Annotated in this window: 20 protein-coding genes; 6 read left to right on the forward strand and 14 right to left on the reverse strand. The window is 64.5% G+C overall.

The annotated features are described in order from the left end of the window. Nucleotides 1–76: 76 nt before the first annotated feature. From JQ592_RS03155 to JQ592_RS03195, 9 genes are all read right to left on the reverse strand, one after another. Entirely contained in the window at nt 77–940 is an 864-nt protein-coding gene (locus JQ592_RS03155) for a sugar phosphate isomerase/epimerase family protein (protein ID WP_211401447.1), read from the reverse strand. Continuing rightward, nucleotides 940–2,130, reverse strand: coding sequence for a dihydrodipicolinate synthase family protein (locus JQ592_RS03160; protein ID WP_211401448.1), 1,191 nt, complete (start codon nt 2,128–2,130; stop codon nt 940–942). Before JQ592_RS03160 ends, JQ592_RS03155 begins: the two co-directional genes overlap by 1 nt. Before the next feature lie 10 nt (nt 2,131–2,140). Continuing rightward, the gene (locus JQ592_RS03165) at nt 2,141–3,292 is read right to left on the reverse strand and encodes a Gfo/Idh/MocA family protein (RefSeq protein WP_211401449.1); all 1,152 of its coding nucleotides are present in this window, start codon (nt 3,290–3,292) and stop codon (nt 2,141–2,143) included. 5 nt (nt 3,293–3,297) lie between these two features. Continuing rightward, a complete protein-coding gene (locus tag JQ592_RS03170) occupies nt 3,298–4,686 on the reverse strand; it encodes a hypothetical protein (protein WP_211401450.1) in 1,389 nt (462 codons plus the stop codon). A 5-nt stretch (nt 4,687–4,691) separates the two neighbouring features. Continuing rightward, nucleotides 4,692–5,537: an ABC transporter ATP-binding protein gene (locus JQ592_RS03175; protein WP_211401451.1), complete on the reverse strand. Its 846-nt coding sequence runs from the start codon at nt 5,535–5,537 to the stop codon at nt 4,692–4,694. Beyond that, on the reverse strand, nt 5,534–6,526 hold the full coding sequence (locus JQ592_RS03180; RefSeq protein ID WP_211401452.1) for an ABC transporter substrate-binding protein: 993 nt from the start codon (nt 6,524–6,526) through the stop codon (nt 5,534–5,536). The genes JQ592_RS03175 and JQ592_RS03180 overlap by 4 nt, the downstream gene beginning before the upstream one ends. A 53-nt stretch (nt 6,527–6,579) precedes the next feature. Beyond that, the gene (locus JQ592_RS03185) at nt 6,580–7,389 is read right to left on the reverse strand and encodes an ABC transporter permease (RefSeq protein WP_211401453.1); all 810 of its coding nucleotides are present in this window, start codon (nt 7,387–7,389) and stop codon (nt 6,580–6,582) included. A gap of 283 nt (nt 7,390–7,672) precedes the next feature. After that, on the reverse strand, nt 7,673–8,380 hold the full coding sequence (locus JQ592_RS03190) for a TetR/AcrR family transcriptional regulator (protein WP_211401454.1): 708 nt from the start codon (nt 8,378–8,380) through the stop codon (nt 7,673–7,675). A 165-nt stretch (nt 8,381–8,545) separates the two neighbouring features. Then, a complete protein-coding gene (locus JQ592_RS03195) occupies nt 8,546–9,394 on the reverse strand; it encodes a VOC family protein (protein WP_211401455.1) in 849 nt (282 codons plus the stop codon). 205 nt (nt 9,395–9,599) lie between these two features. Here JQ592_RS03195 and JQ592_RS03200 point away from each other — a divergent pair, with 205 nt between their 5' ends. Both JQ592_RS03200 and rbsK read left to right on the forward strand, forming a co-directional pair. After that, nucleotides 9,600–10,493, forward strand: coding sequence for a sugar kinase (locus tag JQ592_RS03200; RefSeq protein WP_211401456.1), 894 nt, complete (start codon nt 9,600–9,602; stop codon nt 10,491–10,493). 18 nt (nt 10,494–10,511) lie between these two features. Further along, nucleotides 10,512–11,429, forward strand: a complete 918-nt coding sequence (rbsK, locus tag JQ592_RS03205) for a ribokinase (protein ID WP_211401457.1) — start codon at nt 10,512–10,514, stop codon at nt 11,427–11,429. On the opposite strand, the gene JQ592_RS03210 is transcribed toward rbsK, so the two are convergent. Next, entirely contained in the window at nt 11,430–12,650 is a 1,221-nt protein-coding gene (locus JQ592_RS03210) for an NAD(P)/FAD-dependent oxidoreductase (protein WP_211401458.1), read from the reverse strand. Nucleotides 12,651–12,878: 228 nt separating this feature from the next. Here JQ592_RS03210 and JQ592_RS03215 point away from each other — a divergent pair, with 228 nt between their 5' ends. After that, nucleotides 12,879–13,673, forward strand: coding sequence for an enoyl-CoA hydratase/isomerase family protein (locus JQ592_RS03215; RefSeq protein WP_211401459.1), 795 nt, complete (start codon nt 12,879–12,881; stop codon nt 13,671–13,673). Continuing rightward, on the forward strand, nt 13,670–14,278 hold the full coding sequence (locus JQ592_RS03220; RefSeq protein ID WP_211401460.1) for a histidine phosphatase family protein: 609 nt from the start codon (nt 13,670–13,672) through the stop codon (nt 14,276–14,278). Before JQ592_RS03215 ends, JQ592_RS03220 begins: the two co-directional genes overlap by 4 nt. Here the strand turns inward: JQ592_RS03220 and JQ592_RS03225 are convergent. The 4 genes from JQ592_RS03225 to JQ592_RS03240 all read right to left on the reverse strand — a co-directional run bounded on the left by JQ592_RS03225 (nt 14,238) and on the right by JQ592_RS03240 (nt 19,081). After that, complete coding sequence (locus JQ592_RS03225) at nt 14,238–15,578, reverse strand: TRAP transporter large permease (RefSeq protein ID WP_211401461.1); 1,341 nt, start codon at nt 15,576–15,578, stop codon at nt 14,238–14,240. The two genes, JQ592_RS03220 and JQ592_RS03225, sit on opposite strands and share 41 nt — an antisense overlap. Further along, entirely contained in the window at nt 15,575–16,153 is a 579-nt protein-coding gene (locus JQ592_RS03230) for a TRAP transporter small permease (RefSeq protein WP_018648182.1), read from the reverse strand. The genes JQ592_RS03225 and JQ592_RS03230 overlap by 4 nt, the downstream gene beginning before the upstream one ends. 145 nt (nt 16,154–16,298) lie before the next feature. Continuing rightward, nucleotides 16,299–17,306 carry a TRAP transporter substrate-binding protein gene (locus tag JQ592_RS03235; protein WP_211401462.1) on the reverse strand — a complete coding sequence of 336 codons (1,008 nt, stop codon included), beginning with the start codon at nt 17,304–17,306 and terminating at the stop codon, nt 16,299–16,301. A 59-nt stretch (nt 17,307–17,365) separates the two neighbouring features. Next, nucleotides 17,366–19,081 carry an IlvD/Edd family dehydratase gene (locus JQ592_RS03240; RefSeq protein WP_211401463.1) on the reverse strand — a complete coding sequence of 572 codons (1,716 nt, stop codon included), beginning with the start codon at nt 19,079–19,081 and terminating at the stop codon, nt 17,366–17,368. A 176-nt stretch (nt 19,082–19,257) separates the two neighbouring features. On the opposite strand from JQ592_RS03240, the gene JQ592_RS03245 reads away from it, so the two are divergent. Both JQ592_RS03245 and JQ592_RS03250 read left to right on the forward strand, forming a co-directional pair. Further along, nucleotides 19,258–19,935 carry a GntR family transcriptional regulator gene (locus JQ592_RS03245; RefSeq protein WP_211401464.1) on the forward strand — a complete coding sequence of 226 codons (678 nt, stop codon included), beginning with the start codon at nt 19,258–19,260 and terminating at the stop codon, nt 19,933–19,935. Between the two features lie 233 nt (nt 19,936–20,168). Continuing rightward, nucleotides 20,169–21,095 (forward strand): hypothetical protein, encoded by a 927-nt coding sequence (locus tag JQ592_RS03250; RefSeq protein WP_211401465.1) that lies wholly within the window; start codon nt 20,169–20,171, stop codon nt 21,093–21,095. Nucleotides 21,096–21,099 lie beyond the last annotated feature (4 nt).

Raw genomic sequence — 21,099 nt, forward strand, 5'->3', positions numbered from 1 at the left:
GACTTGTCGGAGCGTTCTCTCGCATCGGGGGATCGAGGGAACGCCGTGGCTATCCCCGTCAATCGCGGATCATGCGCTACACCACCGCCTTGTGCCGCGCGATGCAGGTGCGAAGCACCTCGTCGATCGGCTTGCCCCACCAGTCGTTGGAGAAGATCTCGATCTCCGAATAGCCGGCAAAGCCCTGCGCTTCGACCGCTTGACGCACCGATTTGATGTCGATGACGCCGTCGCCCATCATGCCGCGGTCGTTGAGGATATCCTTGGTCGGCACCAGCCAGTCGCAGACGTGGAACGCAAGCAGACGATCCTTGCCGGCGCGCGCGATCTGGCCCATCAGCTCCGGGTCCCACCAGATGTGATAGACATCGAGTGCGACGCCGAGCATGCCGGTACGATCGGGGTCGAGCCGGTCGCAGATGTCGAGCGCCTGCTTCGTCGTGTTCACGCAGGCACGGTCGGCCGCATAGGCCGGATGCAAGGGCTCGATCGCCAGCGGCAGGTTGGCCTGTCTGGCGTAGTCGAGCATCTCGGCTAGAGCTTCCTCGACCTGCCCGCGCGCCGCGACGATGTCCTTCGATGCCTCGCTGCCAGGCCGCGAATATTGCGGCAGGCCGCCGACGACCAGCACGATGCAGGGCGCGCCCAGTGCCTTGGCCTCATCGACACAGCGCCGGTTGTCGTCCCGCACCTCGCCCCGGCGCGCTGCGTCCGAGGTGAACATGCCGCCGCGGCAATAACCTGAGAGATCGAGGCCGGCATCGCGCACCGCGCGCGCGGCGCGGTCGAGACCGACGGCGGCGACCTGGTCGCGCCAGGGATCGATGGCGCGAATACCGTGCCTGGCACAGACATCGATGATCTCGACGAGATCACCCTGCTTGCGGACGGTCGCCGTGTTCAGCGACAGCCAGCGATGGTCGGACGAGAAATCGCGCATCAGGATTCGATACCGTGGGTGGCGAGCACGGTCTTCATCCGCTGCGTCGCGAGTTCGGGGTTGGCCAGCAGGCCGGCCTTGTCGGCCAGACGGAACAGCTCGGCCAGATGCAACGTCGAGCGCGTGCTCTCCTGTCCCCCGATCATGGTGAAATGATCCTGATGCCCGTTGAGATACGCCATGAACACGACGCCGGTCTTGTAGAAGCGCGTCGGCGCCTTGAAGATGTGGCGCGACAGCGGCACCGTCGGCCCCAGCACGTCGTGGAAGCCGGCTTCGTCACCGGCCGCCAGCCGCGACAGCGCATAGGACGCCGCCGGCGCGATCGCGTCGAAAATGCCGAGCAGCGCGTGCGAAAAGCCTTGGCTATCGCCGGCGATCAGCTCCGCGTAATTGAAATCGTCGCCGGTATACATCTTGATGCGCTTGTCGAGACGCCGGCGCATGTCGATCTCGCGCTGCTTGTCGAGCAGCGAAACCTTGACGCCGTCGACCTTGGCGGCGTTGCCGTTGATGATGGCGACAGCGGTGTCCATCGCCTTGTCGAGATCCTTGGTGCCCCAATAGCCCGTCAACGCCGGGTCGAACATGTCGCCGAGCCAGTGGATGATGACGGGCTCCCGAACCTGCGACAGCACACGGTCATAGACTTTTGCGTAGTCATCGGCGTTGCGGCCGAGCTTTGCCAGCGCACGCGAGGCCATCAGGATGATGCGGCCGCCGACCTTCTCGACCGCCGAGATCTGCTCCTCATAGGCGCGGATGACGTCGTCGAGGCTCCTGGCATCCTCAACCGCGAGATGATCCGTGCCCGCGCCGGAGAACACCAGCGCATTGCGGCGCTTGGCAGCAGCAACCGAGCGCGTGATCAGCTCGAGCGAGGTCGGCCAGTCCAGCCCCATGCCGCGCTGCGCGGTGTCCATCGCCTCCGCGACGCCGAGGCCGAGGTCCCAGACATGCTCGCGGAAGGCGATGGTCTTGTCCCAGTCGACGGCGACCGAAAGCCAGGGATCGTTGTCGGCAAAGGGATCGGCGACGGTGTGGACGGCGGAAAAGGCGATGCGGTTCAGCGGCCCCTCGAGCTTTGCGGGAAAGGTGCGCGAAGCCGCGAGCCGGTAGGTCTCGATCGAGCGATCGGCCTTCGGCAGCTTCAGTGACAATGACGAGACCGGCTGGACGGGCTTGTTCATATCTCCCTCCTCAGACCTTGATCGGGGCGACGTCGATCCAGCGACGCTCCTTCCAGCTCTTCAGCGCGCATTCGGCGAGCTGCACGCCCTTGGCGCCTTCGAGCAGCGTGAACTTGTAGGGCGCATCCTCGTAGACGTGGCGGATGAACATCTCCCACTGCTCCTTGAAGCCGTTGTCGTAGCTGACATTGTCGGGCAGCTTCTGCCAGTCGCCGTAGAAATCGTGCAGCCGCTTCTCGTCGGGATTCCAGACCGGCCTCGGGGTCGCCTGCCGCGCCTGGATCATGCAGTCGGTGAGGCCTGCAACCGCCGAGCCGAGCGTGCCGTCGACCTGGAAGGTGACGAGATCGTCGCGGTAGACGCGCGTGACCCAGGACATGTTGATGTGGGCGATGATGCCGCCCTCGAGCTGGAACGTCGCGTAGGCGGAATCATCCGCGGTCGCCTTGTACTTCTTGCCCTGCTCGTCGAACCGTTCGGGGATGTCGGTGTTGCCGATGCAGACGACGCTTTGGACATTGCCGAAGAGATTGTCGAGCACGTAGCGCCAGTGGCAGACCATGTCGAGGATAATGCCGCCGCCGTCCTCGTCGCGGTAGTTCCAGGACGGCCGCTGCGCCTCCTGCCAGCCGCCCTCGAATACCCAATAGCCGAACTCGCCGCGCACCGAGAGGATGCGGCCGAAGAAGCCGGAGTCGCGCAGGAAGGCGATCTTCTTCAGGCCGGGCAGGAACAGCTTGTCCTGCACCGTGCCGTGCTTGACGCCCTTGGCGTTGGCGAGCTTCACGACTTCGACGGCTTCCTCGAAATTCGTCGCGATCGGCTTCTCGCAATAGACATGCTTGCCGGCATTGATGGCCTGGGTCAGAAGGCCCGGGCGGGCCTGCGTGGTCGCGGCGTCGAAGAACATGGTGTCGTTCTTGTCGGCGAGTGCGGCGTCAAGATCGGTGGTCCAGCGCGTGATGTTGTAGCGCTTCGCGAGCGCCTCGACCTTCTCGGCGCTGCGGCCGACGAGGATCGGATCCGGCATGACGCGGTCGCCGTTCTTGAGGCGGACGCCGCCTTGCTCGCGGATTGCGACGATCGAGCGGATCAGATGCTGGTTGAGCCCCATGCGGCCGGTGACGCCGTTCATGATGAGGCCGAGGCGTTGGGTGGTCATGCTAATTACTCCCAGAGTGATCTTGGCTGTTCGAGCGGGCGAAGCGCCGACCAGTCCGGATGGACCGACGTCGCAAAGCCCGTTGCATGAAGCGATCCCGTCAGGAGATCGCCGTTTTCTATCTTGAGGCGGATGCCCTGCCCGGCATCGGCATAGAGATCGGGATGCGCGGCGGCGAAGGCCGCAGCTTCTGCGAGAGGCGTTTCGCCAAAACCGTCGACATAGTGGTGGCCGTTGCGTTCGGCATGGGTGACGCCGATGAAGGCGCCAAGCGCAAGATCCTGCTGCACGGCAAGGCCGGCCTGGCAGGTCAGGTCCTCGCCGGTCACGAAGAAGGTTTCGCCGCCCGCGCTCCACTTCGCCGCGCGCGTTGCATTGACGATGGACTTGTAGAGCCCTTTGCACGATTTTGAGGAGATGCCGCGATAGCCGAGCGCCCGCGCTGCGGGGAAAGCATCGTAGGATTCGTCGGCCTCGTCGATGATGAAGCCGTGCGTGGCCAGCGAACCCAGCGGCGATTGCCGCGTGATGTCGCGCGGCATCGGCTGTTCGACGTAGAGCAGGCGCGAGGCGATCGGCCGCAATGCGGAATCACGGTCGAGCCGGTCCATCAGCGCTTGCAGTGCGGCGAGGTCAGCATACTGCTCGTTGGCGTCGAGGGTCACCTTGTAATGGCGCCCGAGCGCGTCGAGCTCCTTGCCGATGCGCGTCAACCGGGCTGCATCGGCCGCGGGATCGCCCGACAGCTTCAGCTTGAAGTAATTGGCGCCGGCGTTTTCGTGGGCATCCGCAACACCGCTCTCGCCTTCGACGGTGTCGTCGAGACCGACGGTATGCCTGATCGCAACGCGCGGCAGCGGCTTGCGGCCCGTGAGAAACGTCGTGAGATCCGCGTCCTTCAGATCCGGCGAGAGCCGTGCATCGATGCCGGCAATGTTGCCCGCCATGCCGTCAAAGAAGTTCGTCTCCACGCCGCGCAGCAGCGCATCGAGGATCGCCTTGTCGATCTCGGCGAGGCCATAAGCTGCGGCGAGCGCGGGAATGTTCTTTTTCGCACATGTCGCGATCTGCGCGCCGATGCACGAGGCGTGCAGATCGAACGCGGTCAGGAATCCAGTCCGTGCCAGATAAAGCCCGCGCGCGATCTCCAGCGAGCGACGCAAGCCATCGACCGTCTGCGCCGGCGACAGCTCCGGCCGCTTGTCGAACCATTTTGGCACCAGCAGCTCGGCGCTGGCACCGACCGCGGTGCCTTTGCCCTCCACCTCGATCTCGACCCGCACGAACAGCTGCGGCGTCGCGTTGATCGTGATCGCGCCAAAGCGGAACGGCCGCGCGAACTGCGTCGGGCGTTCGAAGAAGGCGATGTCTCGCAGCTTCAGGCGCGGCGCCATGATCGTCAGTCCAGCGAACCTTGCGAGAAGAAATGCTTGCGGATGCGTTGCACGAGCTCGGTGAAGACGGGATCGGCCATCACGTCGAGCGAGCGCGGGCGCGGCAGCGGCACGTCGTAGATCGCGGCGACCGCACCGGGACGTTCGGTCATGACCAGCACGCGGTCGGCTAGGAACACGGCCTCCGGAATCGAATGCGTGATCAGCAGCACCGTCTTCTTCGTCTCGCGCTGGATCCGCATCAATTCGACATTCATGCGCTCACGCGTCAGCGCATCGAGCGCACCGAACGGCTCGTCCATCAGCATGATCTTGGGATCATGCACCAGCGCGCGGCAGATCGAGGCGCGCTGCTGCATGCCGCCGGAGAGCTGCCAGGGCAGCTTCTTCTCAAAGCCTTCGAGGCCGACCAGCTTCAACAGCGACTTGGCGCGATCGAGATATTCCTGCCGCGGCAGCCGCTTCATGTCGATCGGCAGCATCACGTTGTTGAGGATGTTGCGCCAGGGCAGCAGCAACGCGTTCTGGAACACGATGCCGACATTGCCGTGCGGCGTCGTCACCTTCTCGCCCTCGACCAGGATCTCGCCCGTGGTCGGCGGCAGCAGGCCCGAGATCAGCTTAAGCAGCGTGGACTTGCCGCAGCCGGAAGGGCCGACCACGACGAAGAATTCGCCGTCGTTGATGTGGAAGTCGAGCGGCCGCAGCGACGGCACGTCGCCGTCGCGCGTCCGGTAGGTCTTCGATACGCCGGATAGCTTGATTCCCGACGCATCGCCGGCCCGGTCGCTCACCAGTCTCAGATGCGCGGCCGGCTGCACGGTTTCGTTCGTCACTGTCGCTGGTTTCACGACCCACTCTTCGGCAGATAGTCGTTGGTGTAGAAGGCCTTCGGGTTGTCCTTGGCCTTGGCATCGAGGCCGCCATATTCGACCAGCAGGTTGACGGTCTCGGTCATGTTCTGGTCGGTGACCTGGAACGGCCGCTTGGTCTTGGTCTCCGCGGTCCGGTACAGTGGAATGGTCAGCTCGAAGCCCTGCGTCAGCGTGTCGATCTTGCCGCCCTTCGGGTTGGCATCGAGGATCGATTGCGCGGCGGCCTTCGGCTCCTTCTCGGCGGCCTCGACCGCCTTGGTCGTCGCCGACATGAAGCGGCGGACGAGATCGGCATTGGCCTTCACATAGTCGGCGTTGGCGATGATGCCCGAGGAGACCATGTTGATGCCGTAGTCGGCGAACTTGATCGGATAGACGTCCTTGCCGGTGGCGTCCTTGATCTTCATCGACTGGTCCATGACGTAGCCGAGCAAGAGATCAGCCTGGCCGTTGATGACGGCGTTGAGCTTGGTCTGGCCGTCGCCGGCCACCGTCTGGAAATCGCTCTCCTTCAGGCCGGTCTTCTTCAGGAACAGCGGCCAGATCTGGGTCATGGAGTCCGCCGGCGTGATCGCCACCGTCTTGCCCTTGATGTCCTCGGGCTTCTTGATGTTCTTGTCAACGAAGCCCATGGCGGACATCGGTGAGGTCTGGAGCAGCACGCCGGTCGCAAGCACGGGCGCGCCCTTGATCGCAGCGCGCATCATGGTGGGCACGTCGACATAGCCGAAATCGGCGGTCTTGGCGGCGACGGCCTGCGTGGACGCAGCCGAGCCGCGGCCCTCCTGGATTTCGAGCTCGATGCCTTCGGCGGCATAGATGCCCTTGGCCTTGCCGTAATAGAACGGCGCGTGCTCGCCATAGACATACCAGTTCAGCATCAGCACGACCTTGTCGGCTGCCTGCGCCGGCGACACCGCGAACGCCATCAGCGCCAAAGATGCAGCCCCAATCCACCGCTTCATCATCACTCTCCCTTTGTCGTTATGTCTCGGCCGTTAATGGCCGTTGCTTGAGTTTAAGAGGCGAAAATCACGTCCTCGCGCTGGCTGACATGCCAGGGAATGACCAGCTTCTCGATCCGGTCGACGATCCAGAACAGGATCACACCGAGCAGCGCCAGGATCACGAGGGCCGCGAACATCGTCGGCAGATCGAAGGTGCCGATCGAGCGCTGCATCACGTAGCCGATGCCGGAATTGGAGCCGACGAACTCGCCGACGACGGCGCCGACCACGGCCAGCGTTACCGAGACCTTGAGGCCGGAGAAGATCGCCGGCAGCGCATGCGGCAGGTTCACCGCGCGGAACACCTGCAGGCGGCTGCCCTGCATGGCGCGGGCGAGATCGACCATGTCGGGGTCGACCGACTTGAAGCCCTGCACGGCGGAGACCACCACCGGGAAGAAGCCGAGCAGGAAGGCGGAAATGACTTTGGGAATGATGCCGAAGCCGAACCACACCACGAACAGCGGCGCGATCGCGATCTTCGGCACGGACTGGGAAAACACCAGCAGCGGATAGACGTAGCTCTCCACCGTCTTCGATCCCGCGATCAGCATCGCGACGGGAATGCCGAACAGCGCCGACAGCAGGAAGCCGCAGACGGTCGCATAGGTGGTCGGCCAGGACTGGCGCAGCAGCTCCGGCCATTCGGTGCGGAGCACAGCGACGACGTCGGCCGGCGACGGGATCTGATAAGCGGGAATCCTGAACACCCGGATCGCGAGATCCCAGGCGACGACGATGAAGACGAGGAACAAGAACGGCCGAACCCAGGCCGCATTCAGCAATTTGGAGATCGCATTCTGTGGCTTCGGCTCGGCCAATTTTCACTCCCGGCAGTCTTCTTCGTTGTGGCGAGAAATTAACCCGTTGGATAAATACTGTCCAGAGGATTCCCTGTGACGTTTTGCGCCGGGGTTCCCAACAAATTCAGTGTCGTCCTGGCGAAAGCCAGGACCCATTACCCCACGGCAGTGTTTGGCGAAGACTGGCTGTTCGGGATTAGCACCGCAAACGATCGATAGATCACGCGGTATGGGTCCTGGCTTTCGCCAGGACGACGATGGGGAGAGATATCGCGTCAAGCGAAGCGGCGAAGCCGCAGGACTACACCGTCTGCACCACCGCGCTGCGCGACTTCGGCGCCTTCGCGATCTCGAACAGCTCCACCGACCGCCCTGTCAGTGCGGCGAGCACGAGGCCGGACATGTGCGCGAGGCGCTCGTCCTTGGCCTTCTTGTCCAGCAGGTCGCGGCCGAAGATCACGCTGAGGGTCGCCGAGTTGGAGAGATAGAAGAAGCTGAGCGCCGCAATGGAGATGTAGAGCTGGACCGGATCGACCGCGACCTGAAAATCGCCGCTGTCGACCCCGCGCCGCACCACGGTGCGGATCATCTCGACGAAGGGCGAGTGCATCGACTTGACCTTGGTCGATTTCTTCAGGTGCTTTGCGCGCGCGAGGTTCTCGGTCTGCAGCAGCGACAGGAATTCGGGATTGCACAGGAAGTAATTCCAGGTGAACTCGATCAGGCGGCGGATCGCCTCGGGCGGATCGAGATGCTCGAGATCGAGCCCCCGCTCCTCGCTGCGGATCTTGTCATAGGCACCTTCGAGCACCGCCAGATAAAGCTCGTCCTTGTTGCCGACGTGGTAGTACAGCATGCGCTTGTTGGCGCCGGCCTTGGCCGCGATGCGATCGACGCGCGCACCGGCAAGCCCGTGGGCGGAAAACTCCTGCTTGGCGGCTTCGAGAATGCGCAGCCGCATCCCCTCGGGGTCGCGCTGCCATTTCAGGGGTCGCTTTGCCTTTGCCAAACCGGGTGCTCGCTGGGTGCTTTCAAAGTACGCGTGTAACACGCGGGCGGGCGTTTGAGAACGCAACGATGCTGGTTAGCTCCGTCATTCCGGGATGGTCCGAAGGACCAGACCCGGAATCTCGAGATTCCGGGTTCGCCCTTCGGGCGCCCCGGAATGACCATTTCACTCTACCGGCTTCGGCGAGCGCTCCAGCAGCACCGTCTGGATCCCGCAGGTGCCGTTCCGCACCGTCATGATCCGCGTGCCCGGCTTGCGGCCGTTGCGGACCTCGGTGACGTCGAGGCCGGCGGCGATCAGGCGGGCGCGGGTGGCATCGATGTCGGCGACGCGCCAGCTCAGGCCCCAGAGACGGTCATGCGCGGCATCGCCGCCCGCCACGGGGCGGCGCACCACCTCGACGATGAGATCGCCGCAGCGGAAGAACATCAACTGGCCCCAATCCTGGTGCGAGCGGTCGAGCGCGAGGTCGAGCCCCAGCCGCGCGCCGTAGAGCGCGGCGGCGCGCTCGGAATCCTCGGTGGTGATCACGACATGGTCGAGCCCGTCGATCGGCGCGATGTCGGTCGCGACCGATTTGGGGCGTTCGTCGGCGAGCTCGAGGAAGAACATGCGCACGCCGCGCGTGAGCTCCGTCGCAGCGCGGGTGCGCTTCCAGTGCAGGACGGCATCGGTCACGGCATCGCTGCTTTCGACCTCGGCGACCGGATCCGGCCTCAAGGCCACCCGCTCCAGCCGGCGGTGCATCTTGGCCATGTCTGCGACACGAAAGCACAGGCTGGCGAGCACGCCCTCCTGGTCGTCGAGCAGCGCACGCATCCGGTCGGCGGTGACGCTGAAGCCGCTCGGCGCCATCAGCTCGATCGTCATATTCTCGAGAGTAAACAGCACCCGGTCGGCGCCCTCGCCCGAATTCTGCCAGGCCGGCGCGCGGGCGAGCAGCGTCTGATAGGCCACTCTCGCCGCACCGATATCCCTGACCAGAACGACGACGTGATCGAGGCCGGTGATCATGTTCCCTCCTCCGCAACGGGCCGGAACCGATACGCCTGCGCGGTCGTTGGCCCTGCCCGGGCAGCTCGCCCAGCCACGGTCGTATTCCGCCCCCAGGCCGACCTCAAGCGCCTATCGCCATGACTTTGCGAATATTTTGGCTCCCGCGGAAGCGGTGCTAAGGTAAGCAGCCGGTCGGGACCACCCAGCGCATCACGGATAACCAATGCAGGCTCTCTTTATCGGACAGACCTATATCGACGTCGTCTTCATCACCGACCACATGCCGACCGGCGACGAGAAGCACGTGGCTTCGGACTACGCGGTTTCCTTCGGCGGCAATGCGGTGACGGCGGCGTTCTGCTGCGCCAAGCTCGGCATCGTGCCGGATCTGATCGCCACCGCCGCCAATGACTGGCTGGGACGCATGTTCCAGGACATGTGCGCGAAATACGCGATCTCGCTGCATGCGCGGAAGGTGAACCAGTCCTCGCTCTCCTTCATCATGCCCAAGGACGGCAAGCGGGCCATCGTCCGCTGCCGCGACGATACCCACATTCATCCCTTCCCGATGCTCAATCTCGGCGGCTGCCGCGCGCTGCATGTCGACGGGCACCAGCCGGATGCCGCCATCCACTATGCCAAGGTGTGCCGCGAGGCCGGCATCCTGACCTCGCTCGACGGCGGCGGCTTACGCACCAACACACATGAGCTGCTGGAATTCATCGACGTCGCCATCGTCGCCGAGCGCCTGTGCGAGCAGATGGATCTGACGCCGGAGAAGATGCTGGATTATCTGAAGAGCCGCGGCTGCAAGATCGGCGGCGTCACCATGGGTGAGAAAGGCCTGCTCTGGTACAACGAGACCGGCGCGGTCGAGACCATGCCGGCGATGCCGATCCCGCGCGAGCGCGTGATCGACACCAATGGCGCCGGCGACGTATTCCACGGCGCCTATGTCTATTCCTATCTCGCCCATCCCGGCAAAAGCTGGCGCGAGCATTTCGACTTCGCGCGCGCCGCCTCGACCTACAAGATCCAGCGCCTCGGCAACGAGGCCGGCCTGCCGACGCTCGTCGACATCGCCAAGGTCAGGCACGAATTCGAGGTTCGAGTCTAGACTTCGCAAGGGGACGTTATGGGGCGCGTCTTCGTCGCCGGCAGCATCAACATGGACGTGGTGGCGACCGCCGATCGTCACCCGCGCGTCGGCGAGACCGTCGCAGGGCGTCAGGTGCTGTATTTTCCGGGCGGCAAGGGCGCGAACCAGGCGGTGGCGGCCTCGAGGCTCGGTGCGCGGACGACCCTGATCGGGCGGCTGGGCAAGGACTCGTTCGGCGCCGAGCTGAAGGCCTTCCTCGGCGATCAGGGCATCGACCTCGGCTATGTCCAGGAGACGGCGGAGACCCATACCGGCACCGCCATCATCACGGTGGCCGAGGCCGACAACACCATCGTCGTCATTCCCGGCAGCAATGCGCAGGTCGGCGCGGAGGACGTCAGCGTCGTACCGCTGTTGAAGGGCGATGTCGCGGTCAGCCAGTTCGAGATCCCGCTGCCGACCATCGCCGCCTTCTTCCGGCGGGCGCGCGAGGCGGGCGCCGTGACCGTGCTCAACCCGGCGCCGGCGCAGAAGATGTCGAGCGAGTTGCTGGCGCTGGTCGACATCCTCGTGCTGAACGAAACCGAGCTCGGCTTTCTCGCCGGCGTGGAGCTGTCCGAGAGTGACGAGGCCGCGCGCATCATCGATGTCGCGCGACAGCTTCAGGCCCGCGAGGACCAGACCATCTGCGTCACGCTCGGCAAGCGCGGCGTGCTGGCGCTGGCGGGGCGCGAGGAGATTTCCGTACCCGGCCGCGCGGTGAAGGCGATCGACGCCACCGGCGCCGGCGACTGCTTTGTGGGCGCACTTGCGGCTCAGCTGGCTGAGGATACGCCATTGCGCGCAGCCCTCACCTTCGCCAACGCCGCCGCGTCGATCAGCGTGCAGCGCATGGGCGCCGGGCCGTCGATGCCGACGGCCGCGGAGGTTGCGGCCGTGCTTAGCGCTGGCTGATCAAGCCAGCGCACTCTTGAGATCAAAACTTTCATCCGCGGCCTGCTCCGGCGTGATCGAGCGATCCATGCTCTGCAATCTCCGGCCGAACATGTGATCGCCGGCGCGGTTGATGGACTCGATGCCGAGCAGTCTGTCGCCCTTGTAGCAGAACGCGGAAAACGCCTTCCTGGCGGGATCGCCGCGCAGCACGACGCGGTCGTAGCCGGTGGTCAGGCCGGCGATCTGGAGCTTGTCGTCGCCCTGGTCGCTCCAGAACCAGGGATGGCTGTCGTACGGTTTCTTGTCGCCGGTCAGGCGCGCGGCGAGGCAGCGGGCGTGATCGGTGGCGTTCTGCACCGATTCCAGCCGCAGCGAGCTACCGAAGCGCGGGCTGGCGAACAGCGCGCAGTCGCCGATCGCGGAGATATCAGGATCGACCGTCGACAGATATTCGTCGACGATGATGCCCGCGGCGACCGGCAGCCCCGCCTCGGCCGCGAGCTCGATATTCGGCAGAACGCCGACGCCGACGACGACGAGGTCGGCGGGCAGATGCCGGCCGTCGCTCAAGGACACGCCGGTGACCTTGCCGTGCTCCGCTTCGATGGAGGTCGCCTGCACACCGAGGTGAATGCGGATGCCGGCCTCGCGGTGGCGCTCCTGGAAATACTCGGAGACCTCTGATGTCACCGCGCGCGCCATCACGCGCGGGGCGAGCTCGAGCACATCGACCTCGAGGCCCTTGATCCGCGCGGTGGAGGCGAATTCGAGGCCGATGAAGCCGGCGCCGATGATCACGGCGCGCTTTTTCGACGGCATGATCGCCCGCAGCGCTTCGCTGTCGTCGAGAATGCGCAGATATTTCACGTCGGGCAGGTTGGCATTGGGCAGATCGAGCAGCCGGTTGCGCGCGCCGGTGGCCAGCACGAGGTGACCGTAAGGCAGCGTCTCGCCGGAGGCGAGCAGCACCTTGTGCCCGGCGCGGTCGATCGACACCACGCGGCCGGCGATCAGCTCGATGGTCTGGTCCTGGTAGAACTTCTCCGGCCGGAACATCAGGCTCTCCGGCCCGGCCGAGCCCTTGATGTAGCCCTTGGACAGCGGCGGCCGTTGATAGGGCAGATGCGCCTCATCATTGATCAGGCAGATGCGCTCGGAAAAGCCCGCCTGGCGCAGGGATGCCGCGACCTGGTAGCCGCCATGGCCGGCACCGACGATGATCACCGGACCGCCGGTCATTGGACAGCCCATTTCCGGAAGACACGAGCGTGACCCATGTCGTCTCCTCTCTCGCTGATTTTGGTTTGCTGGCCTTTCGAGGAGCCGGCGCTCGTGTCCGTCCCTTGGCGAAGGCGGGCCCATTTGAGCCTATCGTTCCGCCCGGCGCAAGAGCGGCGGCCGGGGATTGTCACCCCTCGCCTTCTGCGATTTAGTGCAGTAACGAACCTCATGCCGGGGATATTCCAGATGCCAGCTCCCGTCTCAAAGCCCGACGATCCCGCCCTGCTGCGGATCGACGGCGCGGTTGCAACCATCACGCTCAACCGCCCCACGGCGTTCAACTCGATCAACCTAGCCATCGCGCAAAAGCTCGAGCAGCTTGCGAGCTATATCGAAGGCGACGACGCCATCAGGGTTTTGGTGATCGAAGGCGAAGGCCGCGCCTTCTCGGCCGGCGGCGATTTGCAGACGATTGGAGCCGCCGCCGAAGCGGGCACGGTGACGCCAGTCGTCGGCGAGCTGCTCAAGCACTATCACGCCTTCATCGAGATCATCAGGCGCATGCCAAAAATCTCGCTGTCGAGTGTGCACGGTTCGGCCGCCGGCGCCGGCATGGGCCTCGCCTTCGTCACCGACCTCTGCATCGCCGCCGACGACGCCAAGTTCACGCCGGCCTATGCCAAGATCGGGGTGTCGCCGGACGGCGGCTCCACGGTCGGCATCGTCGGGACGGTCGGCTCCCGCCGCGCGCTGCAGATCTTTCTCGCCGAGGACAATTTTACCGCGCAGCAGGCTTATGAATGGGGTCTCGTCGCCAAGACCGTACCCGCCGCGGAGTTGAAGGCGGCGACGCGACAACTGGCCGAGCGGCTGGCGCAGAACCCGCCGGCGGCGATCGCCGGTACCAAGCAGCTGGTCTACCAAGCCGCCGCCACGCCCGTAAAACAGCAGCTCGATGCCGAGGAGCACAAGATCATCATGGCGATGAACACGGAGGCGTTTCGCACCGCCGTGAAGAAATTCACGAGCAAGTCGAAGTGACGACGCCCTCACGCTCGTTCTACGGCCTCCGTCACGGTGCGACCGACTGGAATCGCGAGGGGCGATTCCAGGGCCGCACCGACAATCCGTTGAACGAGGATGGCCTGCGGCAAGCGCACGAGGCCGCACAGATGTTGCGCAGTGTCGGCATCAGCCGCATCGTCGCAAGTCCCCTGGTGCGCGCGGCGCGAACGGCCGAGATCATCGCGGACGCGATCTCGGTCCCGCTCGCGATCGACGACGGCATCATCGAGTTCGATTTCGGCAGCTTCGAGGGCCTGCCCGTCCGCGACCTCATGATCAAGCACGGCGTCACATCAGCGACGGGCCTCGTGTCGATCCTGCCTGCCGACGGCGAAAACTGGGACGCCATGGCCGGACGCTCCCTGGCCTGCGTCTCCGCATGGCTCGGCCGTCATCCTGACGACAACCTCCTGTTTGTCTGCCACGATGCGGTGATGCAAGCCATGGCGAACGCGCTGTGCGGCAGCTACTTCAAGAACAGCCACGGCACGCCGTTCCGCTACGTGCGCGAGCAGGCACAATGGCGTGTCGAGCAGGTCGCTATTGCGGACAGATATAGCCCGTCCCCGCCGGCGACTTGAAGCAGCCGACCGATTCCGGGAGCACGTGCCGCGGCAGCCACAGCACCACGCTCGGGAAATAGATCGCGAACGCGATGGTGGTGAAGAAGACCACGTAGATCGGCAGCGCCGCACGTAGCGCCTTGGCAAAGCTGATGCCGACGAATTTCGAGGCCATCAGCAAGACGAGCCCATAAGGCGGCGTAATCAGGCCGAAGGCGAGCGTTGCGATCAGCACCACGCCCATATGCACGGCGTTGATGTCGCCGGCTTCCGTCAGCGCATTGACCAGCGGCATGAAGATGATGATGGTCGGGACCGGCTCGATGAAGTCACCGACCACGGTGAACAGCAGCACCATCAGCAGCATGATCAGATGCGGATCGTTGCCGGCGATGGACGTGATCCACTCGGCGATATAGGTCGCGCCGCGCAAATAGGCGAGCATCCAGCCGAAAGCATTGGCGGCGCCGATGGTGATCAGCGGCAGCGAGAAGATCAGGCCCGCGAGGCAGAAGTCATAGGGAATTTTCCGGAAGTGGCCGCGGTTGAGCGCGGGGATCACGACCAGGATGATCCAGACCACGGCGACGACGCCGGCTTCCGTCGGCGTGAACCAGCCGGTCAGGATGCCCCCCAGCAGGATCACCGGGATCATCAGCGGCAGGGCCGCATCGCCTGCCGCGAACACCACCTGCCGCAATGGCGCGCGCGGCTTGCGCAGGCCGGACGGGCCGAAGAAATAGCAATAGATCATCAGGCCGAAACCGATCATCAGGCCCGGCACCACGCCCGCCATGAACAGGCCGGCGATCGAGACGTTGCCGACGGCACCGTAAACCACGGCGGTGATGCTCGGCGGCACCAGCGCCGCGATGGTCGAGGCCGAAGCGATGATGGCGGCGATGAAGGCGGGCTCATAGCCCTCGCGCTTCATCGGGCCTCCGAGCGCGCGGCTCATCACCGCGACGTCGGCGGTGGTCGAGCCGGACATCTCCGAGAAGAACATGCTGAAGACGACCACGACCTGCGACAGCCCGCCCCTGATATGCCCGACCAGCGACACCGACAGGTTCGCGATCCGCACCACCACGTTCGCCGAGCTCATGAGCTCGCCGACCAGCAGGAAGAACGGGATCGCCAGCAATGCCTCGGAATCGACGCCGTCGAAGATCTTCTGGATGATGGCGGCAAGCGAGACGTCCGACAGGATCGCGCCGATGAAGACGCCGGCCATCAGCGAAAACGGCACGGGCACGCCGAGATAGCCGAACGACAGGAAGCAGATCGACATCAACGCCAGGACGACGGGTGCGCTCACGGCTGCGCCCTCATCTGTGCCTCGGTGAGACCTGGCGCAGCATCTTCCTCGGGCGGCTCGGGATGATCAAAGCCGTTGCGCAGGCCGTTGACGAGCTGCTCGATGGTGAACAGGCCGATCAGCACACCCGAGAGCGGGATGATCGCGTAGAGCGAAGCGATCGGCGTGCCCGACGGCAGACGGAAGCTGCCGAAGCCGCGCAGATAGTTCTGATAGCCGTACCAGATCAGGCAGAAGGCGACGCCGAGCACGACGAGGCGGATGATCACCTCGACGATCAGCCGCGGCGTGCCATGCATCGCCTCGGAGATCGCGGTGAGATAAAGGTGATCGTTGCGACGGGTCGCGGCCGCCGTGCCGATGAAGATCGCATAGATGAACAGGGTCGAAGTCACCTCCTGGAGCCATAGCCAGGGATGGCCAATGGTTCGGGTCACGATGTCGGCGGTGACCGACAGCGAGAAGCCGAAGCAGAGCACGCCGCAGAGGATCATGAGCGCAAGCTCGAGCCAATCGAGCGCGCGCCATTTCAGGTGGCGTTGGCGCTGAACGAGCAGTTTGTCGGCGATGGCCATTCAATGTCGTCCCGGCGAAGGCCGGGACCCATACTCCCGGGCGTTGTTGTGAAATCGATATGATAACCACGGTGCCTCAAAGCTCTGCCGCGGCGTATGGGTCCCGGCCTTCGCCGGGACGACCTGTGTGGGCGTTTGGGCGGCCCTAATTGATCGACCGGATCAGATCCTTGATCTTCTCGGCGTGCGGGCCGAGATCCTTGGCGAGCTTGTCGAGATAGGGATCGGCGATCGCCGTAAAACTCTTCTTGTCGACGTTGTCGACGATCTTCACGCCCATCTTCTTCAGCTTGTCGGCCGCCGTGCGTTCGAGCTCGAATGCCTTGGCCGGCTCCTTGGAGCTGATCTCGTTGGCGGCGGTCTGCACCCACTGCTTCTGCTCGGCGGAGAGACTCTGCCAGAGCTTGTCGGAGATGAACACCAGCGCGTTGTTGGCTTCGTGCTCGGTAATGTTGAGGACAGGCGCGACCTCGTAATGCTTGTTGACGAGGTAGACGTTGACGCTGTTCTCGGCGACGTCGACGACGCCGGTCTGCAAGCTGGTGTAGACGCTGCCGAACGGCATATGCACGGTCTGGGCACCATAGGCGGGGAACATGGTGTCCTCGGTCGCGGTCGCCTGCACGCGGACCTTCAGGCCCTTGACGTCGCCGACATTGTGGACTTCCCGCTTCGAGTACATGTGGCGCACGCCCTGCGAGCCGGTCGCGATCACGTGCAGGCCCTGCGTGGTCTCGTCGATCATGGTCCTCAGCGCCTCGAACACGCGCGGGTCGGCGAGGCCCTTGATCACGTGATTCTCGTCGCGGAACAGGAAGTGCAGCGACATCACGCCGGCCTGCGGCGAGATCGTCGCGGTGTTGGCGGAGGAGATGATGGCGAACTCGACGTCACCGGCCTTCACGAGCTGGAGCACCTGCGGCTCCTGCCCGAGCTGCGCGCCGGGATACTGGTCGATGATCATGGTGCCCTTGCTCAATTCCTTGAGCTTCTCGGCAAAGAGGTCACCCGCGATGGAATAGCCGGTGTTGCGCGGCTGGTCGTAGGCGAAGCGATAATGCTTCACCTCCTGTGCTGCGGCCCCCGTGACGAACAGCATGGCGGCGACAGCCGCGAGCCCATGTAAGAATCTCGGCATGGATCGTGCGATCATCGTTTCCCCCTGTTTTATCGCCCGCCGCTTGTGCGGTCTGAGCGTTCGTTCGCTTGCTATCAGCCCTTCTCGGTCTTCCCAGTCCTCTGCATGAAATCGAAGTCGCAGCCCTCATCGGCCTGCATGATGGTCTCGTTGAACAGCCAGGCGTAGCCGCGCCGTGCCTCCTCGGGCGCAGCGGCCGGCTTCAAGGCGGCGCGCCGACGCTGCAGCTCGGCGGCGTCGACCAGCAGCTCGATGCTGCGCTTGGCCACATCGAGGCTGATCCTGTCGCCATTCTTCACCAGCGCCAGCGGCCCGCCGACGGCGGATTCCGGGGTGATGTGCAGCACGATGGTGCCGAAGGCGGTGCCGCTCATGCGCGCATCAGAGATGCGCACCATGTCCTTGGTGCCGCCGCGCGCGAGCTTCTTCGGGATCGGCAGATAGCCCGCCTCGGGCATGCCGGGCGCGCCCTTCGGGCCGGCATTACGCAGCACCAGCACGTCGTCGGCGGTGACGTCGAGATCGGGATCGTCGACCCGCAGCGTCATGTCCTCGACGGATTCGAACACGACCGCGCGCCCGGTGTGCTGCAGCAGTTTCGGGCTCGCGGCCGACTGCTTGATGACCGCGCCGCGCGGGGCGAGGTTGCCGTGCAGGATGGCGAGGCCGCCTTCCTTCTTGATCGGGTTGTCGCGCGGACGGATGGCGTCCTGGCCAGGCACGTCCTCGGCATTCGCCGCGACCTCGCGCAGCGTCTGGCCGGTGATGGTCTTCGCGTCGAGATCGATGAGATCGCCGAGCTGCGCCAGCAGCTTCGGCACGCCGCCGGCGTGATGGAAATGCTCCATGTAGTGCTCGCCGGATGGCTTGAGGTCGACCAGCACCGGCACCTCGCGCCCGATCTGGTCGAACGCGCCGAGGTCGAGCCGGTGCGGCGAGCGATGCGCCATCGCGGTCAGATGGATCAGGCCGTTGGTCGATCCGCCGATGGCCTGGAGTACGACTTGCGCGTTCTTGAAAGACGCGGGTGTGAGCAACTCGCTCGGCTTCGGGCCCTTGGTTTTGGCCATCTCCGCTGCGACCTTGCCGCTGGCCTCCGCGAGCCGGAAGCGCTCGGCATGCGGCGCGGGGATCGTCGCACTCATCGGCAGCGACAGGCCCATGGCTTCGATCATGCAGGCCATGGTCGAAGCCGTGCCCATCACCATGCAGGTGCCGACGGATGGCGCGAGGCGCCCGTTCACCGCCTCGATCTCGGCATCGTCCATGTCGCCGGCGCGATATTTCGCCCAGAGGCGGCGGCAGTCGGTGCAGGCGCCCAGCACCTCGCCCTTGTGATGACCAACCACCATGGGTCCGACGGGGATGACCACGGTCGGCAGATCGGCGCTGATCGCCGCCATCACCTGTGCGGGAAGGGTCTTGTCGCAACCCCCGATCACGATCACCGCATCCATCGGCTGGGCGCGGATCATCTCCTCGGTGTCCATCGCCATCAGATTGCGCAGGTACATCGAGGTCGGATGCGCAAAGCTCTCGGCGATCGAGATGGTCGGGAACACGAACGGCATGGCGCCCGACAGCATCACGCCGCGCTTGGCGGCCTCGATGATCTCAGGGACGTTGCCGTGGCAGGGATTGTAGTCGCTATAGGTGTTGGTGATGCCGACGATCGGGCGCTCCAGCGCGTCGTCGGAATAGCCCATGGCCTTGATGAACGCCTTGCGCAGGAACAGCGAAAAGCCGGCATCGCCATAGCTCGTCAGACCCTTGCGCAAGCCACTCGTCATCACGTCGCTCCTTCCACGTTACCATTGTGGTACAGCCTGCCCCCTGATTGTCAATAAGAGAGGCAGAGGCACCGCGATTTTCTGGATTACAGCACCATTAAGCGACCAGATTATTGACAATCCTCGCCTTCCCTGCTCCACAGTCAGGACCGGCCAGGCGCCGGGAGGCTGAGGGCATGTCCGACATTCGCACCGCAGACGCCATGACGGTCCGGCGCGACGATCCGGACGACGTCGTCGCGCGGCTGGAGGAAGACATCATCTTCGGCCGCCTCGCGCCCGGCGCGCGCCTCACCGAGGACGCGCTGATGTCGCGCTATGGCACCTCCAGGCACTTCGTCCGCCAGGCGCTGGTGGATGCGGAGCGGCGCGGCATCGTTCGCCGCGAGAAGAATGTCGGCGCCACCGTACGGTTCTATTCGGCCGAGGAGGTACGGCAGATCTACGAGGTCAGGGAGATGCTGACGCGTCAGGCCGCGCTGATGATCCCCCTGCCCGCACTGCAAGGCCTGATCGACGAACTGAGCGCGCTGCAACGGCAATATTGCGCCAAGGCCGAGGTGCAGGATCTGCGCGGCATCCACGAGGCCAACGACGCCTTCCACCTCGCGCTGTTCTCGGCCTGCGGCAATCCCTATCTGGTGCGCTCGCTGCAGGACTACATGAACCTGACCCTGCCGATGCGCGCAAAAAACCTCGCCGACCGCGAGGGCCTTGCGCAATCGCGGCGCCAGCACGAGCTGATGATCGAGCTCTTGAAGGGCCGCGACAGCTGGGCGCTGGCGCAGCTGTGCGTGGACCACATGCAGTTCAGCAAGTCGGATTATCTGGCGCGGATTTCCGGCGACAGCTAGCGCCGGCGCGTGCGCATATCGGCCCGCCGGCACAGCAGTGGCCGATGCGGAGAAGGATGAATGACTCGCCGAGGCAATGGAATACGGCGGAACTCATTCAACCCGACGAATAAATCTTCTGGTAGATTCTGCCCAATCACTCAACCGATTAACGGGTTGTTAGAGGACTCTATCCCAAATGGTTTTCGAAACGAATAACAACCATGCCGGGTTCCATTTCCCGGAACAGTCCCATGAATGTACCTGGTTTCCTGATCGCAGTCGGTTTCGGCGCAGCATTTTTCGCCGCGGAGTATGCGTGGTACTACCAGCCCGACTTCATCAACCCGGACGTCCTGCTCAGCATGTTCTCCTCGGAACATATGAAGGCGCGCGCAGCCGTCAAGCATGCGCTGATCGATCCGGACTCGGCCAAATTCAGCGCATTGCATTCAGTCGAGGCCGGCGCGGCGAGGTATGTTTGCGGCGGCGTCAAGGCGAGGGACAAGTCCGGCCATTCCATCGATGTCGCTTTCGTCTACACCGTGGCCATTGATTTTGCCCGCATCGACGACGACGGGCGGATCACGCATCAGCGTTCGGGATACAGACCTTGCCCCACTGAGGACAAGGACGCGCAGCAGCGGCCGGGTGTGTCACCCGGCGTGTCGGCCGTCGTCAAAACCGTTCAGAAAGCCGCCCCCGACGTGCAGACGTCGGTTGCCCCCGCGCTGACGAAGCCTGCAGCTTCAGCGGGCGGATCGTCATCCGGCGGCACAATGGAGCAGCAGGTCCGCGAGCTCGCCGCCAAGACCGTTCCGCCTGATGCTGCAAATGGACAGGGGCCAAATCCGCCCGCGGCCCGTGGGGTCACCAAGGAAGGTGAGTGGCAAGCCGATCGGCCTCCGGCCGTCTGGCCCACATTCCCTCCGGATCACGCCTTGGCGCGATCGACCCGGAAACGAAGCCCGTCCGAAGCACTGGCCCTGGCGAAAGACGTCGAGGACCGCTGGAGACGAACGGAGTCATCGTCCGACATCTCGATGCGTCCTTCACCGGAAGACATCAACGAGGCATGCCGCGCGCTGCTCACGATCGATTCAAAGCATGCCGACTATCCAAAAGCGTGGGCTGCGTTTACGCGACTGCAAAAGATGAGTCGGGACATCGCCAGCGGTTGATGGC

The sequence above is a fragment of the Bradyrhizobium iriomotense genome (genome assembly GCF_018129405.1).
In the GTDB taxonomy this organism is placed as follows: domain Bacteria; phylum Pseudomonadota; class Alphaproteobacteria; order Rhizobiales; family Xanthobacteraceae; genus Bradyrhizobium; species Bradyrhizobium iriomotense_B.

Bases quoted from the DNA above. Each gene is read 5' to 3' on its own strand.
- JQ592_RS03155 (WP_211401447.1), bottom strand. From the start codon at position 940: ATGCGCGATTTCTCGTCCGACCATCGCTGGCTGTCGCTGAACACGGCG.
- JQ592_RS03160 (WP_211401448.1), bottom strand. From the start codon at position 2,130: ATGAACAAGCCCGTCCAGCCGGTCTCGTCATTGTCACTGAAGCTGCCG.
- JQ592_RS03165 (WP_211401449.1), bottom strand. From the start codon at position 3,292: ATGACCACCCAACGCCTCGGCCTCATCATGAACGGCGTCACCGGCCGC.
- JQ592_RS03170 (WP_211401450.1), bottom strand. From the start codon at position 4,686: ATGGCGCCGCGCCTGAAGCTGCGAGACATCGCCTTCTTCGAACGCCCG.
- JQ592_RS03180 (WP_211401452.1), bottom strand. From the start codon at position 6,526: ATGAAGCGGTGGATTGGGGCTGCATCTTTGGCGCTGATGGCGTTCGCG.
- JQ592_RS03195 (WP_211401455.1), bottom strand. From the start codon at position 9,394: ATGATCACCGGCCTCGATCACGTCGTCGTTCTGGTCAGGGATATCGGT.
- JQ592_RS03200 (WP_211401456.1), top strand. From the start codon at position 9,600: ATGCAGGCTCTCTTTATCGGACAGACCTATATCGACGTCGTCTTCATC.
- rbsK (WP_211401457.1), top strand. From the start codon at position 10,512: ATGGGGCGCGTCTTCGTCGCCGGCAGCATCAACATGGACGTGGTGGCG.
- JQ592_RS03210 (WP_211401458.1), bottom strand. From the start codon at position 12,650: ATGACCGGCGGTCCGGTGATCATCGTCGGTGCCGGCCATGGCGGCTAC.
- JQ592_RS03215 (WP_211401459.1), top strand. From the start codon at position 12,879: ATGCCAGCTCCCGTCTCAAAGCCCGACGATCCCGCCCTGCTGCGGATC.
- JQ592_RS03230 (WP_018648182.1), bottom strand. From the start codon at position 16,153: ATGGCCATCGCCGACAAACTGCTCGTTCAGCGCCAACGCCACCTGAAA.
- JQ592_RS03235 (WP_211401462.1), bottom strand. From the start codon at position 17,306: ATGATCGCACGATCCATGCCGAGATTCTTACATGGGCTCGCGGCTGTC.
- JQ592_RS03240 (WP_211401463.1), bottom strand. From the start codon at position 19,081: ATGACGAGTGGCTTGCGCAAGGGTCTGACGAGCTATGGCGATGCCGGC.
- JQ592_RS03245 (WP_211401464.1), top strand. From the start codon at position 19,258: ATGTCCGACATTCGCACCGCAGACGCCATGACGGTCCGGCGCGACGAT.
- JQ592_RS03250 (WP_211401465.1), top strand. From the start codon at position 20,169: ATGAATGTACCTGGTTTCCTGATCGCAGTCGGTTTCGGCGCAGCATTT.